At 66.6% G+C, this 20645-nt stretch carries 19 protein-coding genes; 6 read left to right on the top strand and 13 right to left on the bottom strand.

Going from position 1 to position 20645, the window contains the following annotated elements; translation table 11 throughout:
* Genes J2X70_RS01865 through J2X70_RS01855 form a run of 3 tightly spaced genes read left to right on the top strand, consistent with a single transcriptional unit; the run spans position 1 to position 2291 of the window.
* On the top strand, positions 1-939 hold the full coding sequence (locus J2X70_RS01865) for a cyclase family protein (RefSeq protein ID WP_309908617.1): 939 nt from the start codon (positions 1-3) through the stop codon (positions 937-939).
* Entirely contained in the window at positions 936-1265 is a 330-nt protein-coding gene (locus J2X70_RS01860) for an adenylate cyclase (protein ID WP_279207101.1), read from the top strand. The genes J2X70_RS01865 and J2X70_RS01860 overlap by 4 nt, the downstream gene beginning before the upstream one ends.
* A 24-nt stretch (positions 1266-1289) precedes the next feature.
* Positions 1290-2291 carry an aldo/keto reductase gene (locus tag J2X70_RS01855; RefSeq protein ID WP_309908614.1) on the top strand — a complete coding sequence of 334 codons (1002 nt, stop codon included), beginning with the start codon at positions 1290-1292 and terminating at the stop codon, positions 2289-2291.
* Between the two features lie 14 nt (positions 2292-2305).
* Here the strand turns inward: J2X70_RS01855 and J2X70_RS01850 are convergent, their stop codons facing one another.
* A complete protein-coding gene (locus J2X70_RS01850; RefSeq protein WP_134832640.1) occupies positions 2306-3199 on the bottom strand; it encodes a LysR family transcriptional regulator in 894 nt (297 codons plus the stop codon).
* Positions 3200-3305: 106 nt separating this feature from the next.
* Here J2X70_RS01850 and J2X70_RS01845 point away from each other — a divergent pair, with 106 nt between their 5' ends.
* Entirely contained in the window at positions 3306-4049 is a 744-nt protein-coding gene (locus J2X70_RS01845; RefSeq protein WP_309908612.1) for an SDR family oxidoreductase, read from the top strand.
* A gap of 477 nt (positions 4050-4526) precedes the next feature.
* Here J2X70_RS01845 and J2X70_RS01840 read toward each other — a convergent pair whose 3' ends face one another.
* Complete coding sequence (locus tag J2X70_RS01840) at positions 4527-6878, bottom strand: GH92 family glycosyl hydrolase (RefSeq protein WP_309908610.1); 2352 nt, start codon at positions 6876-6878, stop codon at positions 4527-4529.
* A 463-nt stretch (positions 6879-7341) separates the two neighbouring features.
* Between J2X70_RS01840 and J2X70_RS01835 the strand changes: the two genes are divergently transcribed.
* Complete coding sequence (locus J2X70_RS01835) at positions 7342-7590, top strand: hypothetical protein (RefSeq protein WP_025874402.1); 249 nt, start codon at positions 7342-7344, stop codon at positions 7588-7590.
* 66 nt (positions 7591-7656) lie between these two features.
* Here the strand turns inward: J2X70_RS01835 and J2X70_RS01830 are convergent, their stop codons facing one another.
* Together J2X70_RS01830 and J2X70_RS01825 are read right to left on the bottom strand one after the other, a co-directional pair.
* On the bottom strand, positions 7657-7980 hold the full coding sequence (locus tag J2X70_RS01830) for a thioredoxin family protein (RefSeq protein ID WP_309908608.1): 324 nt from the start codon (positions 7978-7980) through the stop codon (positions 7657-7659).
* A gap of 5 nt (positions 7981-7985) precedes the next feature.
* The gene (locus J2X70_RS01825; protein WP_309908606.1) at positions 7986-8402 is read right to left on the bottom strand and encodes a host attachment family protein; all 417 of its coding nucleotides are present in this window, start codon (positions 8400-8402) and stop codon (positions 7986-7988) included.
* Between the two features lie 587 nt (positions 8403-8989).
* Here J2X70_RS01825 and proP point away from each other — a divergent pair.
* Positions 8990-10477 (top strand): glycine betaine/L-proline transporter ProP, encoded by a 1488-nt coding sequence (gene proP, locus J2X70_RS01820; RefSeq protein WP_025874399.1) that lies wholly within the window; start codon positions 8990-8992, stop codon positions 10475-10477.
* A 49-nt stretch (positions 10478-10526) separates the two neighbouring features.
* Here the strand turns inward: proP and J2X70_RS01815 are convergent, their stop codons facing one another.
* The 9 genes from J2X70_RS01815 to J2X70_RS01775 all read right to left on the bottom strand — a co-directional run bounded on the left by J2X70_RS01815 (position 10527) and on the right by J2X70_RS01775 (position 20623).
* Positions 10527-11147, bottom strand: a complete 621-nt coding sequence (locus J2X70_RS01815; RefSeq protein ID WP_309908603.1) for a hypothetical protein — start codon at positions 11145-11147, stop codon at positions 10527-10529.
* A 35-nt stretch (positions 11148-11182) separates the two neighbouring features.
* Complete coding sequence (locus tag J2X70_RS01810; RefSeq protein WP_309908601.1) at positions 11183-11836, bottom strand: hypothetical protein; 654 nt, start codon at positions 11834-11836, stop codon at positions 11183-11185.
* A 3-nt stretch (positions 11837-11839) separates the two neighbouring features.
* Complete coding sequence (locus J2X70_RS01805) at positions 11840-12181, bottom strand: type II toxin-antitoxin system prevent-host-death family antitoxin (RefSeq protein ID WP_025874396.1); 342 nt, start codon at positions 12179-12181, stop codon at positions 11840-11842.
* Between the two features lie 95 nt (positions 12182-12276).
* Positions 12277-13737 carry a porin family protein gene (locus J2X70_RS01800; RefSeq protein WP_309908598.1) on the bottom strand — a complete coding sequence of 487 codons (1461 nt, stop codon included), beginning with the start codon at positions 13735-13737 and terminating at the stop codon, positions 12277-12279.
* 90 nt (positions 13738-13827) lie between these two features.
* Positions 13828-14592, bottom strand: a complete 765-nt coding sequence (locus J2X70_RS01795) for a Slam-dependent surface lipoprotein (protein ID WP_309908596.1) — start codon at positions 14590-14592, stop codon at positions 13828-13830.
* A gap of 56 nt (positions 14593-14648) precedes the next feature.
* The gene (locus J2X70_RS01790) at positions 14649-17759 is read right to left on the bottom strand and encodes a TonB-dependent receptor (RefSeq protein WP_309908594.1); all 3111 of its coding nucleotides are present in this window, start codon (positions 17757-17759) and stop codon (positions 14649-14651) included.
* A gap of 275 nt (positions 17760-18034) precedes the next feature.
* Positions 18035-18988 carry a FecR domain-containing protein gene (locus tag J2X70_RS01785; protein ID WP_309908592.1) on the bottom strand — a complete coding sequence of 318 codons (954 nt, stop codon included), beginning with the start codon at positions 18986-18988 and terminating at the stop codon, positions 18035-18037.
* An 82-nt stretch (positions 18989-19070) separates the two neighbouring features.
* On the bottom strand, positions 19071-19574 hold the full coding sequence (locus J2X70_RS01780; RefSeq protein WP_025874391.1) for an RNA polymerase sigma factor: 504 nt from the start codon (positions 19572-19574) through the stop codon (positions 19071-19073).
* A gap of 122 nt (positions 19575-19696) precedes the next feature.
* Positions 19697-20623, bottom strand: coding sequence for a LysR family transcriptional regulator (locus J2X70_RS01775; RefSeq protein ID WP_309908591.1), 927 nt, complete (start codon positions 20621-20623; stop codon positions 19697-19699).
* Positions 20624-20645: the final 22 nt, after the last annotated feature.

Genomic DNA, 20645 nt, shown 5'->3' with positions numbered 1-20645 from the left:
ATGAACATCACCTCCCTGGCCCTGCTTGCACTGGCCTCGCTCCCGCTGCCCTCCACCGCTCTCGCTGCGGACTGGTATCCCTCCATATACGGCGCCAACGATGAGATCGGCGCGGCCAACCTGCTCACCGCCGATGTGGTCAAGCAGGCGGTGTCGCTGGTGAAGACAGGAAAGACCTATCCGCTGGCGGTACCGGTGGACAAGAACCTGCCCGCCTTCCGCCATCGCAGCTTCCGCCTGTACAACGTGCAGGTCGGGCAACAGGCCGGCAAGTCATTGGGCCCGAACAGATTCACCTTCAACGATGAACTGGTGAACGCCTGGACCGGTGTCGGCACCCAGCTCAACGGCATTGGCCACATCGGCATCGACAACGTCTACTACAACGGCAACAAGGCCGCCGACTTCGTCAGCGTCGATGGCGTGCGCAGGCTGGGCGTGGAGAAGGTGCCGCCGCTGGTCACACGCGGCGTGGTGCTGGACATGACCGCGTACTACGGCAAGGCCATCGTGCCCGGCGGCACCGAGTTCAGCGTCGCCGACATCCAGGCCGTGCTGAAGCAGCAGCACCTGACCCTGCGCAAGGGCGATGTGGTGCTGTTCAACACCGGCTGGCTGGAGCTGATCGGCAAGGACAACGCGCAGTTCCTGGAGGTCGAGCCGGGCATCGGCATGGACGCGGCGAAGTGGCTGGCCGACCAGGGCATCGTCGCCTTCGGCGGTGACACCTGGGCCTCGGAGGTCTACCCCAATCCGCACGGCGCCGACGAGTTCCCGGTGAACCAGTACATGCTGGCCAAGCGCGGCATCTACAACCTGGAACTGATCGACAGCCGCGCGCTGGTGCGCGACAAGGCGTGGGAATTCCTGTTCGTGCTCGGCCAGCCGCTGTACGTCGGCTCCACCCAGGTCAACATCAACCCGGTGGCGATCCGATGAGCGACGCCCCGCCGATGTTTGCCGGTCGCCGGTTCCGGGTCAGCTATGACGGCCTGGCCGCCGACAACCGCTACAGCGCTGATGGCCATCGCGTGCACTACGCCATCGTCTCCGGTGCCTATGCCGGTGCCTACGGCGAAGCCGGCTGCGAGTGGCGGCAGGTTGCCGAGGGCATCTATGCCATTTCCTGGCAGGAAACCGACGGTGCCACCGTGGTGCACGTCGATGACTTCCTGCACGGCCATTCGCTGGCGTGGTTCACCGCCACCGACGGCCGCTTCCACCGCATGCAAGGCACGCTGCAGGCGCTGCCCCCGCACGACTGAATGTCCCTTCCCCACGAGATTCCCATGCGACTTTCCATTCCCTCGCCCATCGGCTTCGGCACCGCACCGTTGGGCAACATGTACCGCAACATTCCCCAGCAGGAGGCGCTGGATACCGTCGAGGCAGCCTGGCAGCAGGGCATCCGCTACTTCGACGCCGCACCGCTGTACGGCGCTGGCCTGGCCGAACTGCGCCTGGGCGAGGCCCTGCGGCATCACGACCGTGATGCCTATGTACTGAGCAGCAAGGTCGGCCGCCGTGTGCTGGACGAGGTGGAAGACACCACCCAGCGTGACCTTGGTGAGAAAGGTGGCCTGTTCGAGCATGGCCTGCCCAACCGCATCGTCTACGACTACAGCGCTGACGGCACCCTGCGCGCGATCGAGGAGAGCCTGCAGCGCCTTCGTACCGATCGCCTGGACATCGTCTGGATCCACGATCCGGCGCGTGACTTCCATGGCGATGCCTGGAAGGAGGTCTTCCAGCAGGCGATGGACGGGGCCGCCGTGGCGCTCACCCGCCTGCGCGAGGAAGGTGTCATCAGGGCCTGGGGCCTGGGCGTCAACCGCGTGCAGCCCTGCGAGATGGCGCTGCAGCAGGCCGACCCGGATGGCTTCCTGATTGCCGGGCGCTACACCCTGCTCGACCACGAAGAGGCCCTGCAGCGGTTGATGCCGGACAGCGTTGCACGTGGCGTCGGCATCGTGGTCGGCGGGCCGTACAACTCCGGCATCCTTGCCGGCGGCGCGCATTACGAATACCAGACCGCCACGCCAGAGGTGCTGGCCCGCGTGCAGGCATTGCGCGACGTTGCGGCAGAACACCAGGTGGACCTGCGCGCCGCCGCGCTGCAGTTCTCGCTGTCGCACCCGGCAGTGGCAGCGGCGATTCCCGGTGCAAGCCGTCCCGAGCGCATCGCCGAGAACCTGGCGTTGGCCGGGGCGACGATTCCCACCGCGTTCTGGCAGGCATTGCGCGACCGCCAGCTGGTGTCATCGCACGCGCCGCTGCCCGGCCTTGGTTGAGCGGCAGGTCGGCGTCAGCCTGCGTGCTCGAACACAGCCGCCACCCAGTCGATGAACACCCGCAGCCGCGGCGATGGCGTACGGTTGCGCGGATAGACCAGGCTGACCGGGCTCGGTGTGGGTGGCATCCCGGGCAACAGTTCCAGCAACTGCCCGCGCGCGATGTAAGGGTCCATCCGGTAGCGCGGTGCCTGGATGATGCCCAACCCGGCCAACGCGGCACCGAGGAAGGCGTCCGCACCGGACACCCGCACGCGTGCCGGCAGCGGCACGTGGCGAACCTGCCCACCCTGCTGGAACTCCAGCGGAATGAGCTGGCCGGTGGCGCTGGAACGGTAGCCGACCATCTGGTGTCCCGCCGCCAGCGACGCGATGCTTTCCGGCCGCCCGTGTGCCTGTACGTAAGCGGGCGACGCCACCGTGACCTCGCGCAGCAACGCCAGGCGCCGCGCGGCCAGATCGCTGTCGGCCAGGGTGCCCACGCGGATGGCCCCGTCCACCCCCTCGCGCAGCAGGTCGACATAGCGGTCGCCCTCGCTGACCTCCAGTTCGATGTCCGGGTACCGCTGCAGGAAATCCGGCAGATGCGGAAACAACAGGTGGCGCCCCAGCGTACCGTGCACCTCGATGCGCAGCGGCCCGCGTGGCGGCACGTCACGGAACGCGGCTTCGGCATCGTCCATGTCCGCGATCAGGCGCAGACAGCGGCCGTAGAAGGCCTCGCCTTCCAGCGTCGGCACCACCACGCGCGTGGTCCGGTGCAGCAGGCGCACACCCAGACGCTGCTCCAGTGCTTTGATCGCGTCGGTCACCGTGGCCCGCGGCAGCCCCAGGTCTTCGGCGGCACGGCTGAAGCTGCGGCGCTCGACGATCCGCACGAACGCACGCAGGGCGGTGAATCTGTCCATTGTTCGGGCGGCCGGATGATGTTTCCGGATTATCCATGATTATCCGCGACGGCGGAGAGACGAAGATGGCCGTGCGCCATGCCGGCGCGCACTTCTGGAATCTGCCATGACCCCCTCTGCTTCCCGCTCTGTCGCCCTGGTCACCGGGGGCTCCCGTGGCATCGGCGCGGCCATCTCGCGCCGTCTGGCCGCCGACGGCCATGCCGTGGTGATCAACTATGCCGGGCGCCGTGATGAGGCCGAAACACTGGCTGCCGAATTGACCGCCAGCGGAGGGCACGCCATCGCCCTGCAGGCCGATGTCGCCGACCCGCAGGCCGTGCACGCGCTGTTCGACGCCATCGATGCACGCTTCGGTGGCATCGATGTGGTGGTCAACAGTGCCGGCGTGCTGCAGTTGGCCGCACTGGCCGACAGCGATGATGCCCTGTTCGACCGTGTGATCGGCATCAACCTCAAGGGTGCATTCAATGTGCTGCGCGAGGCCGCGCGGCGCGTGCGCGACGGTGGTCGCATCGTCACCCTGTCCACCAGCGTGGTTGGCATCAAGCTGGAAAACTACGGCGTGTATGCCGCCAGCAAGGCCGCGGTGGAGACCATGGGCGCGATTCTCAGCAAGGAACTGCGTGGGCGCGGCATCACCGTGAACGCGGTGGCGCCCGGGCCGACCGCCACCGATCTGTTCCTGGACGGGAAGTCGCCGGAACTGATCGATCGGCTGGCGAAGATGAATCCGTTGGAGCGGCTGGGTACGCCGGAAGACATCGCCGGCGCGGTGGCGTTCCTGGCCGGTGCCGATGGCGGCTGGATCAATGGCCAGGTGCTGCGGGCCAATGGTGGGATGGTGTAGCAGCGTGCCAACCAAGGTTGGCACCTACCAGATCACGCCACATCGGTAGTCGCCTACCTTGGTGGGCGCGCGGCATGCCAACCAAGGTTGGCACCTACCAGATCACGCCACATCGGTAGTCGCCCACCTTGGGGCGCGCGCGGCGTGCCAACCAAGGTTGGCATCTACCAGATCACGCCACATCGGTAGTCGCCCACCTTGGTGGGCGCGCGGCATGCCAACCAAGGTTGGCATCTACCAGATCACGCCACATCGGTAGTCGCCCACCTTGGTGGGCGCGCGGCGTGCCAACCAAGGTTGGCACCTACCAGATCACGCCACATCGGTAGTCGCCCACCTTGGTGGGCGCGCGGCAGGCCAACCAAGGTTGGCATCTACCAAGGGCGCCTCAATGCGGTGTGCGCGGTTCCGGTAGACGCCAACCTTGGTTGGCGCCGCCCCTCAACCGCCGGGCATGGCCCGGCGCTACCGTGGGTGTTACCGGCTCATCGAATACGGTGCCTGCGCGCCCTGCCCCGGCCAGTCCTTGTTCGGTTCGGCCTGCATGGTGAAGTGCAACTCGCCACCGGCCAGGATCTCATCGTGGCGCAGGAAGGTGCGCTGCAACGGCGTGCCGTTGAGGGTCACGCTGCCGACATAGGTGTGCTTGTCGTCCAGCCCTTCGGCCACGATGGTGAAGGTCTTGCCGTTGGGCAGCCGCATTGCGGTCTTCGGCAGGAACGGGCGGCCGAGGATGTACTCGCCCGAGCCAGGCGCTACCGGGTAGAAACCCAGCGCGGTGAACACGTACCACGCCGACATCTGGCCCACGTCATCGTTGCCGGCCAGGCCATCGGGACGATCGGCATACTGCGTGTCCATGATCTGCTTCAGGCGTGCCTGCGTGCGCCACGGCTGGCCGGCATGCGAGTACAGGTAGGCCACGTGGTGGCTGGGCTCGTTGCCATGCGCATACCAGCCGATCAGGCCGGTGATGTCTTCCATGTGCTCGAAGATGGCCGGATCGACCTTCGCGTTGAACACTTCATCCAGGCGCGCCAGCAGTTTGTCGCTGCCACCATGCGCTGCGGCAAGGCCGGCCACATCCTGCGGCACGTACCATGAGTACTGCCAGGCATTGCCTTCGGTGTAGTCGGTGCCGTAGCCACTGGCGCTGGGGTCGAACGGCGTACGGAAGCTGCCATCGCGCTTGCGCGCACGCATGAAGCCGGTGTCCTTGTCGAAGGCGTTGCGCCAGTTGCCCGCGCGCTTGTCGAAGGTTGCGGCCACATCGGTCTTGCCCATCGCCTGCGCCATGCGCGCGATGGTCCAGTCATCGAACGCGTATTCCAGCGTCTTGCTGGCTGCTTCGCCCTCCTCGTCGATCGGCACGTAGCCCAGCTCACGGTACTGGGCGATGCCATCGTAAGGGCCGTAGTTGGCAGTCTGCACCATCGCCTTCAGGGCCTTGTCCGCGTCGAAGCCGCGAATACCCTTCACGTAGGCATCGGCGATCACCGGCACCGCGTGGTAGCCGATCATGCACCAGTCTTCCAGGCCATGGAACGACCACACCGGCAGCATGCCGTAAGGGCTGTGCTCGTGATGGGCCAGCATGGAATTGACGAAATCGCTGTTGCGCTTCTCCGGCTGCACCAGGGTCAGCAGCGGATGCAGCGCCCGGTAGGTATCCCACAGCGAGAACGTCGAATAGTTCGTGTAGCCTTTGGCCTGGTGCACGGCGTTGTCCGCGCCGCGGTACTGGCCGTCGGCATCCATGAACAGCGTCGGCCCCAGCAGCGTGTGGTACAGCGCGGTGTACGCGCTGCGACGCGCGTGTTCCGGTGCGTCGATATCCAGCACCGACAACGCCTGCGTCCACTCCTGCTTCGCCTGCGCGCGCACACGGTCGAAATCGAAGTCGGCCACTTCCGCATCGAGGTTGGCGATGGCGCCCGCCTCGCTGACCGGCGAAATGGCCACCTTCACCACCAGCGGTGCATCCAGCTTGCCGAAGTCGAAGGTGCCCACCAGCTGCCGCCCCTCGATCTGCGCGCGCTGCGCCGGGTCCTTCTCGCCCGGGGGCACGAAGCCCTTGTAGACGATGTCCTGTTCGGTGTTGTGCAGCGCGTGGCTGGCCAGCGGCCGCGAGAAGCGCATCGCGAAATACAGCTGGCGGCCGGCGGCCCAGCCACGCGTCTCGCGGAAGCCGGTGATGGTGCCATCGCCACGCACGCGTACCCGCGACCACAGGATCTTGCCCGGGTAGTCATACATGCTGGTACGCATGTCTAGCAGCACCTTGGCTTCGCTGCCCTTCGGGAACGCATAGCGATGCACGCCCACGCGGGCGCTGGTGGTCAGCTCGGCGCGCACCTTGTAGTCGTCCAGGGTGACAGCGTAATAGCCCGGTTCGGCCTTCTCGTCATCGTGGCGGAAACGCGAGGCGTAACCGCTGCGTGGCTTTTCGGGGTCGCCGCGCTCCAGTCCAGGGTTGCCGGTGAACGGCATCAGCAGGATGTCGCCCAAATCGGAATGACCGGTGCCGGAAAAGTGCGTGTGCGAGAAACCGACGATGCTGCTGTCGTCGTAACGGTAGCCTGCCGCCCAGCCGTAGGCCTTCTCGCGCGGCTGGATGCGCGTGTCCGGGCTGAGCTGGACCATGCCGAACGGCACCGTCGCGCCGGGGTAGGTATGCCCCTCACCGCCGGTGCCAATGAAGGGATCGACCGAGGCATAGGCCTTGTCGGCGGCGGTCTTGGCCGGAGCGGCCGCAGCCAGGCCGGAGGCGAACATCGCCGTGGCGGCGACAGCGATCAGGAGACGACGGTCCAGCGTGGGCATCGGCATTTGGATCGATTCAGATGGTGGTCAGATCCTAGCACCGGGGTGACGGTGTCGCATGCTGCAGTGCGGATGCCGCCTTCAACGCATGCATCTGCAACCGATTGGATGGATCGACACTGGAATTGAAGGGATGCTGCCAAGCCTGGCGGGCCCATTTCGATGCGAACGCGCAAGCGGTTGTCGGAATGGGCACTACCGAGAAAAAATCAGCCCGTAATTGGAGACTTTCAGATGCAATGCCGGGTGGAACAGACCGCCAATGCGTGTGCAGGATATCCGCGCAGCGCGAACACCGCTGCCGGGCTTGGAACCCCGGAATGAGCTACGAGAGCTGCTTGCCGTGACTGCGGCGGGCGGTGCGCGGCGGCCGCATGGCCCTCCGGCTTTTCTCGTAGCTCAGCCGAAGTTCCAACCCCGCACCGCCCGCCACCCTTGCGGTGGCCACGTCCCCTCAAGGAGCCATCGCATGTCGCATGAACCGCCCATCCTTACCCCGGAAATGGAATCCCTGTTCTTCCGCATCGAGCACGCTCTGAACACCGCCGAGGGCATGGCGATGATGATCGGCGAGAACGAACCGGCCGACCCGCAGGCGCATCTGCGCCCGGGCTACAGCCTGCAGAAGATCACTGTTGCGATGATGGCGTTGAGCCAGCATGGCCGGCGATTGCTGCATGAACTGCGCGAGCAGCATGTGCGGGTGACGCTGCATTGAAGCGGACACCGCCAGGGAAATGAGCCGAGCGTGGCTCGGCTCCATGAAGGCCACTGAAGAGGCCACTCAATCCGGCAGCGCGCTCTGCAGCGTTGCAAGATCTGCCGCATCCACAGGCCGCACCACGCGCGCCACTTCCGTGCCATCACGCAACAGGATCACGGTGGGCCACAGCTTCACCTGGAACGAGCGGCCCAGCGGCTTGCCCTTGCCGTCTTCGATCTTCCAGTGCGGCAGATCATGTGCCTCGACGAAAGCCTGCAGTGCCGGTTGTGCAGCCTGGCAATGGCCGCACCACGGTGCACCGAATTCCAGCAACAGCCAACCGGCCTGCGCATCCACCTCCGCGCGGGCCGGCTGGGCTGCCACATGGTCACGGATGAAGGGCATGCCGGTTACGCCTGCAGCGTGCGCTGGATGTCTTCCAGCGGCGCGTTGGTGAGATCCTTGGCGATGTCGGCCAGCAAGCGAGACTGCGTCTCCTTATGCAGCAACGGACGGATGCGGCCCAGCGTGGTGGGATCGGCAATCAGCACCAGATGCGCATAACGGTTGTTGAGCGCGTCTTCATTGAGCTGCTCGGCCACCTGCTTGGCGAAGGTCGCCTCATTGAGCTGCGAGATCGACATGTCCTTGGGCACCGCACCGGATGGCCCCTGACCGGACACACCCTGTTCGCTGATGTCCTGCAGGCGCAGCTCGCCTTCCTGTTTAAGGGTGAGCTTGTGCTCGTTGCCGACGTTGGTGAACACGCGGGCCGAGCCACCATCGGCGACGATAACCAGGGCGCCTTCGGGAATGCGACGGGTCATGCGTTACTCCTTGCGTTGGTTCGTGACCACCGTAAAAGCCGTGGCGTGAGCGAAGCGAGCACAACATGTTCATTCGATGTGCGTGGGTCATGTGCATGAACAGGCATCATGGAACGCTGCGTTCGTACTGGCGCGATTCTCGGCACGCTCACACTGTAACCGTTATCATGAACGCATGATCGACACGACCCACTGCACGTCAGCACCTGTTGCTGGCCTGCGGGAAGCACTGCCGACCGGCGCTTCGCTTTCCATCATTGCCTCTCCCTCGCCTTTCCATCGCCTCGCGCTGGATCCCGGCGGATGACGCCTGCGGGCCCTGCCCCGCCTGTTCCCTGCGCCTGCCCCACCCGCGCGTGCACTGACACGTAATCGGACCCATCCGTTCGTCCCGCATGTCGCTCTGCGTTCTGGCAGCGGGCAATGCGTGTTGCGTGCGCGGCGTTTCATCGCACACACCTTTCGCCTCCTTCCGGGTCTTCCATCCGATGCCCCTGCGCCTGCTGCGCCAGCATCGCCGTTTCCGAATTCCGGGACATTCGTACCGCCCATTCCAACGCCATTTCCATTCTTCCAAGGGAGTCCCCATGCAGGACAACTCCGATGCTCATGCCCATTTCGGCTGGTTCAAACGCCGCCGCCATCTGAAGGTCGACGAGATCACCGTTGTCGACAAACCCATGCTCAAGCGCGCCGTCGGCGCCGCTGCACTGGGCAATGCGATGGAATGGTTCGACTTCGGTGTCTATGGCTATCTTGCCGTCACCATCGGCCAGGTGTTCTTCCCCTCCAGCAACCCCACCGCACAGGTGATCGCCGCGTTCGCCACGTTCACGGTGGCCTTCCTGGTACGCCCGCTGGGCGGCATGGTCTTCGGGCCCCTGGGCGACCGCTACGGGCGCCAGAAGGTACTGGCCTTCACCATGATCATGATGGCATTGGGTACGTTCGCCATCGGCCTGATTCCCTCCTATGAGCGCATCGGCATCTGGGCGCCGGTGCTGTTGCTGCTCGCCCGCGTGGTGCAGGGCTTTTCCACCGGCGGCGAGTACGGCGGCGCGGCGACCTTCATCGCCGAGTACTCCACCGACCGCAACCGCGGCCTGATGGGCAGCTGGCTGGAGTTCGGCACGCTGGGCGGCTATATCGCCGGTGCCGGTACGGTGACTGCACTGCACATGCTGTTGAGCAGCGAGCAGATGCTGGACTGGGGCTGGCGCATTCCGTTCCTGGTGGCCGGCCCACTCGGCCTGCTGGGCCTGTACATGCGCATGCGGCTGGAGGAAACGCCAGCGTTCCGCGCCTTCGCCGAAGAGGCCGAGAAGCGCGACCATGAGCGCCCCGGCCTGGTCGACCTGTTCCGCGTGCACGGCCGCCAGCTGATCGTCTGCATGGGCCTGGTGCTGGTGTTCAACGTGACCGACTACATGCTGCTGACCTACATGCCCAGCTACCTGAGCGTGACCATGGGATATGCGGAGAGCAAGGGCCTGCTGCTGATCATCATCGTGATGCTGGTGATGATGCCGTTGAACATCGTGGGTGGCCTTTTCAGCGACAAGCTGGGCCGGCGGCCGATGATCATCGGCGCCTGCATCGCGCTGCTGGTGCTGGCGGTACCGAGCCTGCTGCTGGTGGGCAGCGGCAACGACGGGCTGATCTTCCTTGGCCTGATGCTGCTGGGCCTGGCGCTGGTGTGCTTCACCAGTTCGATGCCGTCCACGCTGCCGGCGCTGTTCTATACGCCGGTGCGCTACAGCGCGCTGTCCATTGCGTTCAACGTGTCGGTGTCGCTGTTTGGTGGCACCACGCCGCTGGTGACCGCCTGGCTGGTGGAACGCACGGGCGATCCGCTGGTACCGGCCTACTACCTGATGGGCGCGGCGGTGATCGGCCTGATCACGATGATCTTCGTGAAGGAGACCGCCGGCCTGCCGCTGCGCGGTTCGCCGCCGGCCGTGGGCTGCGACAAGGAGGCGGCCGCGCTGTTGAAGAGCGATGCACCGGTCACGGTGGACCGCGCCCTGCCGCCGTTGCCGGACGTGGCCGAACCGGAACAGGTGACCCCGGCCTGAGTGGCTGCGGTGGCGCCAGGCATTGCCTGGCGCTGCCGTCAGCACAGGGCTAGTCGGCGCGGGTCAGCTTGCCCGGGCTCCAGCGGTACACCCAGGCATGCTGACCTTCCGGTGGGCAGGCCACCTTGCCTCGCACGCACAGCTTCGAACTGCGGGTGCTGTTGAAGGTCACGCGGATACGGTCACCGTCCATGGTGATCGTTTCCATTTCGCCGGGGATATGCACGCTGGCGTCATCGGCGTAGCCCGAGGCGCGGATCAACGCGTAGGTTTCGTCGTCATAGGCGGATTTGCCGGGTGACATGGCCTGGCCCCGCGCATCACCTTCGGCCAGCGGGGTCATCACCACCAGCTCGTTGAGCTGCATCGCGCTGCCGGTCTGGGTCGCGGTGTAGAGATAGATGATCTCCGGGCGGCCGTCGCCATCGAGGTCGGCATTGCCGGCCCACAGCGGGCGGTAGTCGTACTGGCTGTCGGTGCCCGGGTGCAGGCGCAGCGATGCCTCGGCGGTGCGGCGTGCCTTGTCGTAGCTCATCGGCTCGTTCGGCGCCTCGACCTTGGCATCGGCCGGCGTTGCATCCTGGGCCAGCAGCGGTGCCGCCACCGTCAATGCCATGGCCGCCACCAGCGCGCGCAGGCCAGTGGCCTGCCAGTGCTTCCGCTCGTACATCCGTGTTCCTCGATCAATGAATCTGCGGGCTCGGATCATCGCACAGGCGGGCCGGCAAGCGGCGTACTGTCGGCATGCAGTTCCATCGCGCGCATGACGATGGGCTTGGCCCAGTCCGGGGTGTGCAGCAGCTCCACCACCGACACCGGATACTGCAGGCCCTGGCGATCCAGCGCCAGCACCGGCAAGGGGGCAACACGCCCATAGCGATCGGCCGGCGCGCTGTTGTCATACACATGCAGTTCGGCCAGGTGCGGCATCAATGCCAACAGGTTCTCGCGCGCGGAATCGAAGCGTGCGCGGATCTTGTCCTGTGGGATGTCGTGGCCACCGCCAGCAACGCGGGCTGCCACGCGGGCAACATGCAGTTCGACGGTGGCCAACCCGCAGAACCAGATCGCCACGTCATGCTGGCTGCAGGCCTCGCGCAACAGGCGCGGAATGGTGTTGCCGCCCAGGGTGGTTTCAAAGGCGAAGTCACTGCCGTCGGCGATCGCCTGGCGCAGTCGTCGTGCGCCCTCCTGCCACGCTTCGGCGTTGGCGTCGGCCAACGGCCAGCCCGCCTCCACCAGGCGCCGGGTAAAGCTGTCCGGGTTGTACCAGCCCAGGCCGTCGGCCTCCAGCCAGGTGCCGAGCAGCGAACTCTTGCCGGCGCCATTGACGCCGGCCAACGCCAGGACCCGCCCCATGATTCAGAGCGGACGGCCGAGCGCGACCTTGTGGCCGCGGCGGATCGGCTTGCCCATCACCTTGCCCAGCCCCTCACCCTGCTGCAGCCCGGCCAGCGCCTGGTCGAACTCGCTGCGCAGGCGCGAGAGCACGTCGCTGCGCTCCTCGCTGTCGCTGCCGCTGGCCCTGGCCAACAGCTCCTGGTAGGTCTTGATGTCCACGATCACCGCCTCGGGGTGATTGTGGTTGGTGATGACCAGCGCCTGCTTCTCGCGCACGGTACGCATCAGGCTGGGCCAGCCACGGGTCTTGACCGAGGATGCCGGGGCCTTGTCGAGGCCGGGCAGGTCGAGCGGGAGGGTCATGGCACGGCTCCAGCGGAAGGATATGTGGCCACTATACCCAATTTGGCCAAATTGGGGATTAATGGACTCCCCCCCCCTGCGCCCCGCCCGACGGCTCAGAACGCCCGTTCCCATTTCAGGCTCAGCAGACTGCGGTCGTGGCTGTACAGCCAGTCCACGTTGCTGTCGATGCGAGCGTAACGCAGGCTCAGGCTGGGGACCAGCCCAGCCACGGCCAGGCGCTCGCTGCGCACGATGGCGATCAGGTTCTGCTCGCTGTCCTGCCGACGCGCCTCCAGCAACGGGCTCCAGGCATCGTAGTCACGCTCACGCAGCGACACGAACACCGTGGCCGTGGTGCCGCTCCACTGGCGCGCTGCGCCCAGGCGCAGGCCGCGTTGCCGGTAGCCATTGGCGGGATCGGCGGCGCTGCTGTCACTCAGGTCGACCCCGGCAAACACCGTCCAGCGCGGGTTGAGCGCGCGGAACCAGGTGGCATAGATCGCCGCCAGTTCACCGTCGTAGTTGCTGGCCACGCCCTGCTGTCGATAGCGCTGGCGTTTCCAGTCGGCTTCCAGCTTCAGCAGGCTGCGCGGATCTGCGGCGAACTGCCATTCGCCATGCATGCCGGCACCGCCCTGCAGCGCGTGGTTGCCGAGTCCCTGGTAATCGTAGCTGGGCGCCAGCAGCAAGGTATGCCGTGCGCTGCGCCAGCTGTAGCCGGCCTGCACGCTGGCATTGAGCTCGTTGTAGTCGCTGTGCCCACGCCACACCTGGCCGAACGCCAGGCCGCGCAGGTACAGCCCATGGTGGCCGGCCAACGGCAGGCGCCGTTCCAGGCTGACGTCGTAGTCCAGGCCGAACGCTGCCTGTGCATCGGGCAACCGGCGTTCGATGAAGCAGGTGGTGCCGTCACCAAACAGGCAGGTGCGGCTGGCCGAACTGCGGTTGACGTTGTCGCTCCAGGCGGGACCGGCGGCGATGCCACCCTTCCAGCGCTGGCGTGCATGCAGGGCCTGCAGGTAGCCGTCCACCCGCGTACGCACGCCCGCCGTTGCAGGGTCGCCGCCATCGATGCCGGCTGCGATTGCCTCGAACAGGGCGATGGCATCGCGGTCGCGCTGGTCTTCGGCATACACACGCGCCAGTTCCAGCCGCGCCGGCAGGAAGTCCGGCTGCGCGGCGAGCACGGCCTCGTATTCGGCCGCGGCCTTGCCGTGCTGGCCACCCACGCGCGCCAGCGCACCCTGCGCGTAGTGGCGCAGCAGCGGATCGTGGCCAGGCAGTTCGATGTACTCGGCAAGGAAGGCGGCCGCGGCCTGCCATTGCTGGTGCTGCAGCGCGAGATAGAGCGCCTGGCCGAGGTCGTCGACAGTGCGCTCCACGCGGTACTGCTGGCCGTCGAGGGTGATGGTCGGTCGCTCGTGCTCGGCCTGGCGCAGGCGCTGCTGGTCCTGCTGCTGATGACGCAGCTCGCTGCCCTGTTCGAGCACACGGCGCAGGTCATCCTGCTGCGCGTGGGCAACGTTGAGCGGCCAGGCCAGCAGCAGGGCGACAAGAAAGAGAAGGTGGCGCATGTTCGATCCGGTTGAAGCACTATCGCGGGCCGAAGCAGGGACTGGCGGATCGCGGCTTGTCCCTGCCCTGCCCCGTCAGGGGCGTGGCGATCAGTTCTTGCTGCCGCCGAAGGCGGTGTCGTACTGGCTGTTGCCGGCGAAGGTGGCGATGCCGGCCAGGGTGGCGGCGTTGGCACCGAAGAACTGGCCCTGGGTGCTGCCCGACACCGAGCCGTTGGCCACGGCCGTGCCTGCGAAGGACGCATTGGCGCTGTTGATGGCAGCGTTGACGCCCACGGTCAGGCCGCCACCGGCGATCTGGCCACGCAGGGTACCGGCACCGAAGTCGGCGCGGAACGCACCGGTCAGCAGGTTGCTGCCGTTGAACTTGTTCAGGCCCGCCACGCTGTAGGTGGCCACGCCTGCCGGCAACGTGGTGCCTGCACGGTCACCAGCGAAATAGACCTGGCGGTTGTTGAAGCCACCGGCGGCGCCATCCTTGGACCATTCACCAAACCAGACATCGCCGCTGCCCACCTTGACGAAGTTGAAGTGGCCCATGCCGGCGTGGTTGCCCGGGGTGCCGGTGATCGGCATGGCCAGGGTGCGCACGGTGGTGCCGTTGACGGTGGTGGGTGCCGAATAGGCGCTCAGGCCGTGGAAGTCCACGCGGGTGCCACCGGACACGGTGCCGACGCCGATGCCGGCCTTGCCAGCGACGTGCGGGCCACCATTGACCTGCGATTCGCCGACGTTGACGTTCAACTGCGGATCGGAGACGGCGCTGGCGGCGCCGACGATATCGGCTGCGTGGGCGGCACCGGCCAGGGCCAGGCTGGCGGCCACGGTGAGCAGGGAGCGGGAGAACATTTTCATGGAAAAACTCCTTGGATTGAGGGAACTACAGGTACAACGCTTGAATCGGTGAGGCGTCAGAAGCGCGCGGTGACTGCGAGCTTGAGGGTGCGACCGGGCGCCGGCAGCGTGGAGCGCGTGGCCGGGTCGACGTAGTAGCGGTTGCCGAGATTGCTGCCGACCAGTTCGACGCTGGCGTGGTCGTTGAAGCGCCAGCGCGCATAGGCATCCACCGTGGTGATGTTTCCCCAGGTGAACGGCACGTTCTGCCACAGCAGGCTGCTGCCGCCGGCCAGCAAGCGGTCGCGGTAGGCCTGCAGGTCCGGGTTGTGGTGACGCCGGTAGTGCACGATGCGGCTGCCCAGTTCCAGCCGCTCGTCGAACAGGCGGGTGCCCAGCGACAGGTTCACCGACAGCTTCGGCACGGCCTGGGTCAGCAGATAGCCTCCGACGAAACCGTCCTGCACGCAGTTGGGCACCAGGCCGCGGTTGGCATCCAGCTGTACTGCGGTGCTTTCGTCGCACACTTCGTTTTCAAGGGTGCGAGCGATGCCCAGGTCGCTGAAGAAGCGGCGGTTGTCGAAGCGCGCCTGCAGCTCAATGCCGCGCAGGGTCTGCTTGTCGATGTTGTCGAACAGGAAGTACGCATCGCGCTCGATCACATCGCGGGTTTTCTGTACGTAGTAGCTGAGCTTTACGTCCGCATCGGCGGTGCCGTCGAACAGCGCAGAGAGGTTGTGCACATAACCCAGCTCGTAGTTGTAAGCGTGTTCGGGCTTGAGCGGATACAGCGGATTGAGGCTGCTGGAAAACGCGATGGTGCTTTCGAACATGCTGGGGAAGCGCTTCGCCTCGGTGTAGCGGACATACAGGCGCGCAGCAGGCGAGAAATGCACGGTGGCCGAGAACGTGGGCAGCCAGGCATGGTCGCGGCGGCGGCTGTTGTGCGCCTGCACCGCCTGCCCCTGCACGGCGTTCTGCACCCGGCAGGTCTGGTCGGTACCGAGCACCATCGGCAGCAGCCCGGGGATGGCGGCCACCTGGCCGTTGAGGCACGGGTTGCTGGCTCGCGTGTAGTTGCCATCGGCATCCGCTGCCCAGGCGATGCTGTGCTCCACCGGCACCGGTGTTTCGTACTTGCTCAGCAGGTTCTTCAGCAGGTCGTCGACCAGCGAGCCCATGCCGATGCTTTCCCAGAACTCACGCTCCGTTTCGATCGCATCGATCTCTCCCTGCAGGCTGGCGGGGCGTGGTGGCAGCTCGTTGACCCGGTAGCGCGCCTCCTTGCTGCCGACACTGCGGGTCAGCAGCTCTGGATGCGCCTGCAGGAAATCGTCGAACGCCCAGTAGCGGCTGTAGCGCACACCGGCGTTGAGGGTAAGGAACTCGACGGGCCGCCATTCCAGGCTCAGGTAGCCCTCGCCTTCCTGGCGCCGGCCGGCGCGCGGGTACATGCGCCAGCCGTCGGTAACGCCGAAGTACGGATCGCCCGAACGCAGCGTTTCGTACTGCCAGTTGCCACCTACGGTCAGGTCAAGTGTGGAATGCAGGCCGAAGCGGTTGCTCAGGGTCAGCCCGGTACGGTCGTTGCGGGCATTGGCCAGGGCGGTGTTGCGCAGGATCGGACTGCGGCTGGAATCCCAATCGGGGTTGCCCGAGGCGAAGTTGGGGAAGCCACCAGCGGTGTAGGTATCGCTGTTGGTTTCGGTTCGCCACAGGTTGGCGCGCAGGTCGAGCCAACGACTGCCGGCCGGCTGCCAGCGGTATTCCAGGTTCCAGGCATCGGAATCGACCCGGCTGAGCGGCCACTGGATGCGCCCGTAATCCGGTGCGGACAGGATGCGCGAGGGCATGATCTCGCCATAGTGCGAAAGCGTGTGCCGCCAGGTGGCCTTGAGCTGCTGGTCGTCGGTGATCTGCCAGGTGGCCTTCAGCAGCCACGACTCCTGTTCGTTGGACGTGTTGGGCACTTCATCACCCGGCTTGAAGTAGCGCGCCAGCGTGGTGATGTAGTCGATGCCCTGGTATTCGTACTGCTCGCGCGGGTCCTGGTCGTAGTACGCACTGCCCTTGCTGCCGGAGAAATAGTTGCCGCGCTTGCGCCACGCGTAGGCGGCCATCACGTCCACCCGCTCACCGCGCCAGCCCAGCGCCAGGCGCCAGGCCTGGTCATCGCCATCGAACGGGTTGTCACCACTGCGCGATTTCACTGGCACCACCAGGGTGCGGTCAGCATAGGGCGAGGCCGGCGACGACTGCGGGAACCCCTCCACCGTGCGGTAGTCCTCGCCGGTGTGCAGCCGTGGCAGGCGCGGCGAGACCGCATTGCTGCTGCCTTCGATCTTCAGCTCCCCGCCGAAGCGCTCGCCGGCCGGCACGATGTCGTCGACGTCGAGGGTCTTGATGACCATCGCTCCGCCGATACCGCTGTGTACATCGCGTACCAACGCTGGCCCCTTGATGACCTGGATGCCACCAATCAGGTTGGGATCGATGTAGTTGCGGTTGCTGACGCCGTTGTAGCCCCGCCATACGGTCAGTGCCTGCTCGCCGCCGTCGATGCTGACCGGCACCCGTCCCGGCCCCTGGATGCCGCGGATGTTGAGGTCCAGTGCGCCGCTGTTGCGGGCGTCGCCGCTGAACACACCGACCAGGTCCTTGACCACGTCGGCCGGGTTGGCGCCGCGATAGCGCTCCACCCGGTCGCGACCGGAATAGGCCGTGCTCAGGTCGAGCGCGAACACGTCGTCGTATCCCCAACGATCACGTGTTTCGCCGCCGTCGGCCTGCAGGCGCCCGCCCACCTTCAGCGTGTCGGTGACCACCACCCCGCCGTCATCGGCGGCGGCCTGCAGGGTCCAGGTACCGCCCGGCTCCTGCTGCGCGCGCAGGCCACTGCCCTGCAGCAACTGGTCCAGTGCCTCGGCGGGGCTGTACTGGCCCTGCACTGCGCGCGAGCGCCGCCCTTCCACCAGATCGCTGCGGAACACCACCTGCACCTGCGACTGGCGACCGAAGCTGCGCACTGCGTCGGCCAGGGCTTGTTCGGGGATGGCATACGCGCGCACGGAGGCGGTAGCGGCCTGGGCGCGGGCGGTCGGCGCCCAAGCGAAGGGAACCAGTGCCGTGGCGATGGCCAGGGCGAGGATGGTGGCGCGGCGATGACGGGCGGATGCCGGGAACGGCATGAACGGTGACTCCTCAAGGTGGCGGGACCGTGCGCACGTCGGGTGCACGCGGCTCGGTTGGCTTGAGAAGAAACGCGGTTTCGCTCTGGCTATACCACTAGAGACAAGGTGGGGTCGGATCTGCCCACGGTTTTTTTCGTTGATCGACAGATCATCCACGCATGGCGTGGATCTACCATGCGCCCGAATAGATCCACGCCATGCGTGGATGAACACGAATCACGCCAGTAGATCCACGCCATGCGTGGATGAACCCACCCACTAGTCCCGTGGCATCACCACACCAACAACGCGCCGCCCGGCAGGCGCTGGCTGCGCAGACCGGCCTGCTGGGCCACTGCGGCAATCGCCGCATCCGGCTGCTGCAGGTGGAACAACCCACTCACCGCCACCTGCGCGCCCTGACCGTGCAGAACCCAGACCGGCGCACGCCGATAGCGGGCAAGGCGCTCGATCGCCTGTTGCGCAGGCAGATCATCAATGACGATCTCGCCGCGTCGCCACGGTGCGATGGCCTCCACATCGGCCATCTGCAACGGCTGCAGCCAGCGGCCATCACGGAACGCGCGTGCCTGCCCCGCCTGCAGCCGCTGCGCGGCGACATGACCCGGCCTGATCTCCACTTCGCCCTGGCTGACCTCGGTGGTCACCACGGCATCCTGCAGTGCAACGCTGAACGCCGTGCCGATGTCACGGATCTCGCCACCGCCGGCCTCCACCCGGAACGGTCGTGCTTCGTGCGCCACCTGGAACCAGGCCCTGCCACGCAGCAACTGCAGGCGGCGCTGGCCGGCGCTGAAATCAAGCGCCAGCGCGCTGCCTGCATCCAATATGGCAGTGCTGCCATCCTGCAGCTGCACCGTGCGCGGCGCGTTGTCGCTGCGCACGTCGCTGCGGACCAGCAGCCACGCGTGCGGCGCCGCTGTTACCGAAAGCAGCAGCACCGCCGCACTGGCCAGCAGCCAAGGCACTCGACGACGCGGCTGCAGGGGCCGCAGCGCGGGTTCGGCGGTCAGCTCCGGAAGCGCAGCCAGGACATCCGGGCCGGCGGCATCCAGGCCTTGCCAGAAGGCCTGTTGCTGGCGCCAGGCATCGGCATGCCGGGGATCGGCCTGCAGCCAGCGTTGCAGGGCGCGTTGCTGGCGCTCCGGCAACCGGCCCGCATTGCACCGTATCACCCAGCGCAACGCCTGCCTGGCCTGACGCGGCGAGGGTATGGACGTAGTCATGATTGTGGCCTGCGGCACCACCAACGGGTGCGCCTTACAGTTGAGACAACGGCGAGCAGCATCTGCCCACGGCACATGCCGGTCATGCGCGGCTTCCCCGCTGGTGCTGCTGGATGAGCAGGGCCGCGCGCATCACGTACTTGCCCACCACGCTCTTGGAAATACCCAGGCGCTCGGCGATCTCGCGTTCGCTCAGCCCCAGGTAGCGGTTGAGCACGAAGCACTCGCGCACCTGCGGCGGCAGCGCCAGGATGGTCTGGCTGATCTCGCGCAGCTGGGCCTGGTCCAGCGCCTGCGCCTGGCCATCAGTGCTGGCATCGGCCAGGTCGCTGGCGTACTCCGCCATCGCCCGCCGTTCGCGTGCGTCGGCCTGGCTGCGGTTGAGCGCGTGGTGGTAGGCCATGCGGTACAGGTACCCGCGCGGTTCCAGGATCGGCGGATCGCCGGGCACGCTGCTGGCCTTCAGATAAAGGTTCTGCAGGGTGTCCTCGGTACTGGCCGGGTCGAGGTAGCGGGCAATGAAGCGGGACAACGCACGGCGCTCGCGGATCAACAGCTCGATCAGCGCCAGGGCATTGGGAGACATAAGTGCCAAGGCCGGACCGGGGAATGATGGGCGTGATGGCGACGGTCCGGACCGGGAGTGTAGGCGGCAACCGTCGATCCTGCACCCCCGGTCATCCGCCACGCTGCGCGCACGGCCTGGATCTACGGCTCTTCCAGCGCCTCGAAACGCTCGGCCAGGTAATCGATCAACGCGCGTACCGCCGGCAGCAGGCCGCGCCGCGACGGGAACACCGCATGCACGATGCCGTGCCTGGGCTGCCACTGCGGCAGGATCGGCACCAGCGCGCCGCTGGCCAGTTCGTCGGTGATCATCATCCGCGGCAGCATCAGCACGCCGACACCCGCCACCGCCGCACTGCGCAGGGCGATGATGTCATCGCTGACCAGCCGCGGGCGGTGGTGCACGCTGGCCTGCACCTGCTCAGGCCCGGCGTATTCCCAGGCATGCACCTGGGCGGGCGATGCCAGGTCCACGGTCGGCATCATCGCCAGATCAGCCGGCACTTTCGGCGTACCCATGCGCTTGAGCAAGGCCGGGCTGGCAGCGGTGCACCAGATGCGGCGGGCCAGCACGCGCACCACCAGATCGCTGTCCTCCAGCGGTGGCGGGCGCACGCGGATGGCCACATCCACGCCCTCGCCCACCACGTCCACGCGCCGGTTGGTGGCATCCAGCTGCAGGGTCACCTGCGGATGCAGGGCCAGGAAGTCAGCCAGCATGGCGCCAACGCGCGCGTGCAGCAGTGCGATCGGACAGGCCAGCCGCAGGGTGCCCCGTGGCTCGGCACGCGAGAGCGCGATGGCCTCCTCGGCCGCTTCGGCCTCCACCAGCATCGCCTTGCAGTGCCGGTAGTAGTCCTGGCCGATCTCGGTGACCGAGAAGCGGCGGGTCGAACGTTGGATCAGGCGGACACCCAGCCGCTCCTCCAGCAGGGCAATGCGGCGGCTGAGCTTGGACTTGGGCATCGCCAGCGCGCGCCCGGCCTGCGAGAAGCCGCCATGCTCGACCACCATGGCGAAGTAGAACAGGTCGTTCAGATCGCAGCGGCGGATGTCGGCGATGAACACGGGACGATCTCCTGCGGCCCTT

Origin of the sequence: Stenotrophomonas sp. 1337 (assembly GCF_031455455.1) — a bacterium.
GTDB lineage: Bacteria > Pseudomonadota > Gammaproteobacteria > Xanthomonadales > Xanthomonadaceae > Stenotrophomonas > Stenotrophomonas indicatrix.
The sequence above is the reverse complement of the archived record's forward strand: the minus strand, read 5'-3'. Positions and strand labels throughout refer to the sequence as shown.

Coding starts and splice junctions, on each gene's coding strand:
- J2X70_RS01865 (WP_309908617.1), top strand. CDS start 1: ATGAACATCACCTCCCTGGCCCTGCTTGCACTGGCCTCGCTCCCGCTG.
- J2X70_RS01860 (WP_279207101.1), top strand. CDS start 936: ATGAGCGACGCCCCGCCGATGTTTGCCGGTCGCCGGTTCCGGGTCAGC.
- J2X70_RS01855 (WP_309908614.1), top strand. CDS start 1,290: ATGCGACTTTCCATTCCCTCGCCCATCGGCTTCGGCACCGCACCGTTG.
- J2X70_RS01850 (WP_134832640.1), bottom strand. CDS start 3,199: ATGGACAGATTCACCGCCCTGCGTGCGTTCGTGCGGATCGTCGAGCGC.
- J2X70_RS01845 (WP_309908612.1), top strand. CDS start 3,306: ATGACCCCCTCTGCTTCCCGCTCTGTCGCCCTGGTCACCGGGGGCTCC.
- J2X70_RS01840 (WP_309908610.1), bottom strand. CDS start 6,878: ATGCCGATGCCCACGCTGGACCGTCGTCTCCTGATCGCTGTCGCCGCC.
- J2X70_RS01835 (WP_025874402.1), top strand. CDS start 7,342: ATGTCGCATGAACCGCCCATCCTTACCCCGGAAATGGAATCCCTGTTC.
- J2X70_RS01830 (WP_309908608.1), bottom strand. CDS start 7,980: ATGCCCTTCATCCGTGACCATGTGGCAGCCCAGCCGGCCCGCGCGGAG.
- J2X70_RS01825 (WP_309908606.1), bottom strand. CDS start 8,402: ATGACCCGTCGCATTCCCGAAGGCGCCCTGGTTATCGTCGCCGATGGT.
- proP (WP_025874399.1), top strand. CDS start 8,990: ATGCAGGACAACTCCGATGCTCATGCCCATTTCGGCTGGTTCAAACGC.
- J2X70_RS01815 (WP_309908603.1), bottom strand. CDS start 11,147: ATGTACGAGCGGAAGCACTGGCAGGCCACTGGCCTGCGCGCGCTGGTG.
- J2X70_RS01810 (WP_309908601.1), bottom strand. CDS start 11,836: ATGGGGCGGGTCCTGGCGTTGGCCGGCGTCAATGGCGCCGGCAAGAGT.
- J2X70_RS01805 (WP_025874396.1), bottom strand. CDS start 12,181: ATGACCCTCCCGCTCGACCTGCCCGGCCTCGACAAGGCCCCGGCATCC.
- J2X70_RS01800 (WP_309908598.1), bottom strand. CDS start 13,737: ATGCGCCACCTTCTCTTTCTTGTCGCCCTGCTGCTGGCCTGGCCGCTC.
- J2X70_RS01795 (WP_309908596.1), bottom strand. CDS start 14,592: ATGAAAATGTTCTCCCGCTCCCTGCTCACCGTGGCCGCCAGCCTGGCC.
- J2X70_RS01790 (WP_309908594.1), bottom strand. CDS start 17,759: ATGCCGTTCCCGGCATCCGCCCGTCATCGCCGCGCCACCATCCTCGCC.
- J2X70_RS01785 (WP_309908592.1), bottom strand. CDS start 18,988: ATGACTACGTCCATACCCTCGCCGCGTCAGGCCAGGCAGGCGTTGCGC.
- J2X70_RS01780 (WP_025874391.1), bottom strand. CDS start 19,574: ATGTCTCCCAATGCCCTGGCGCTGATCGAGCTGTTGATCCGCGAGCGC.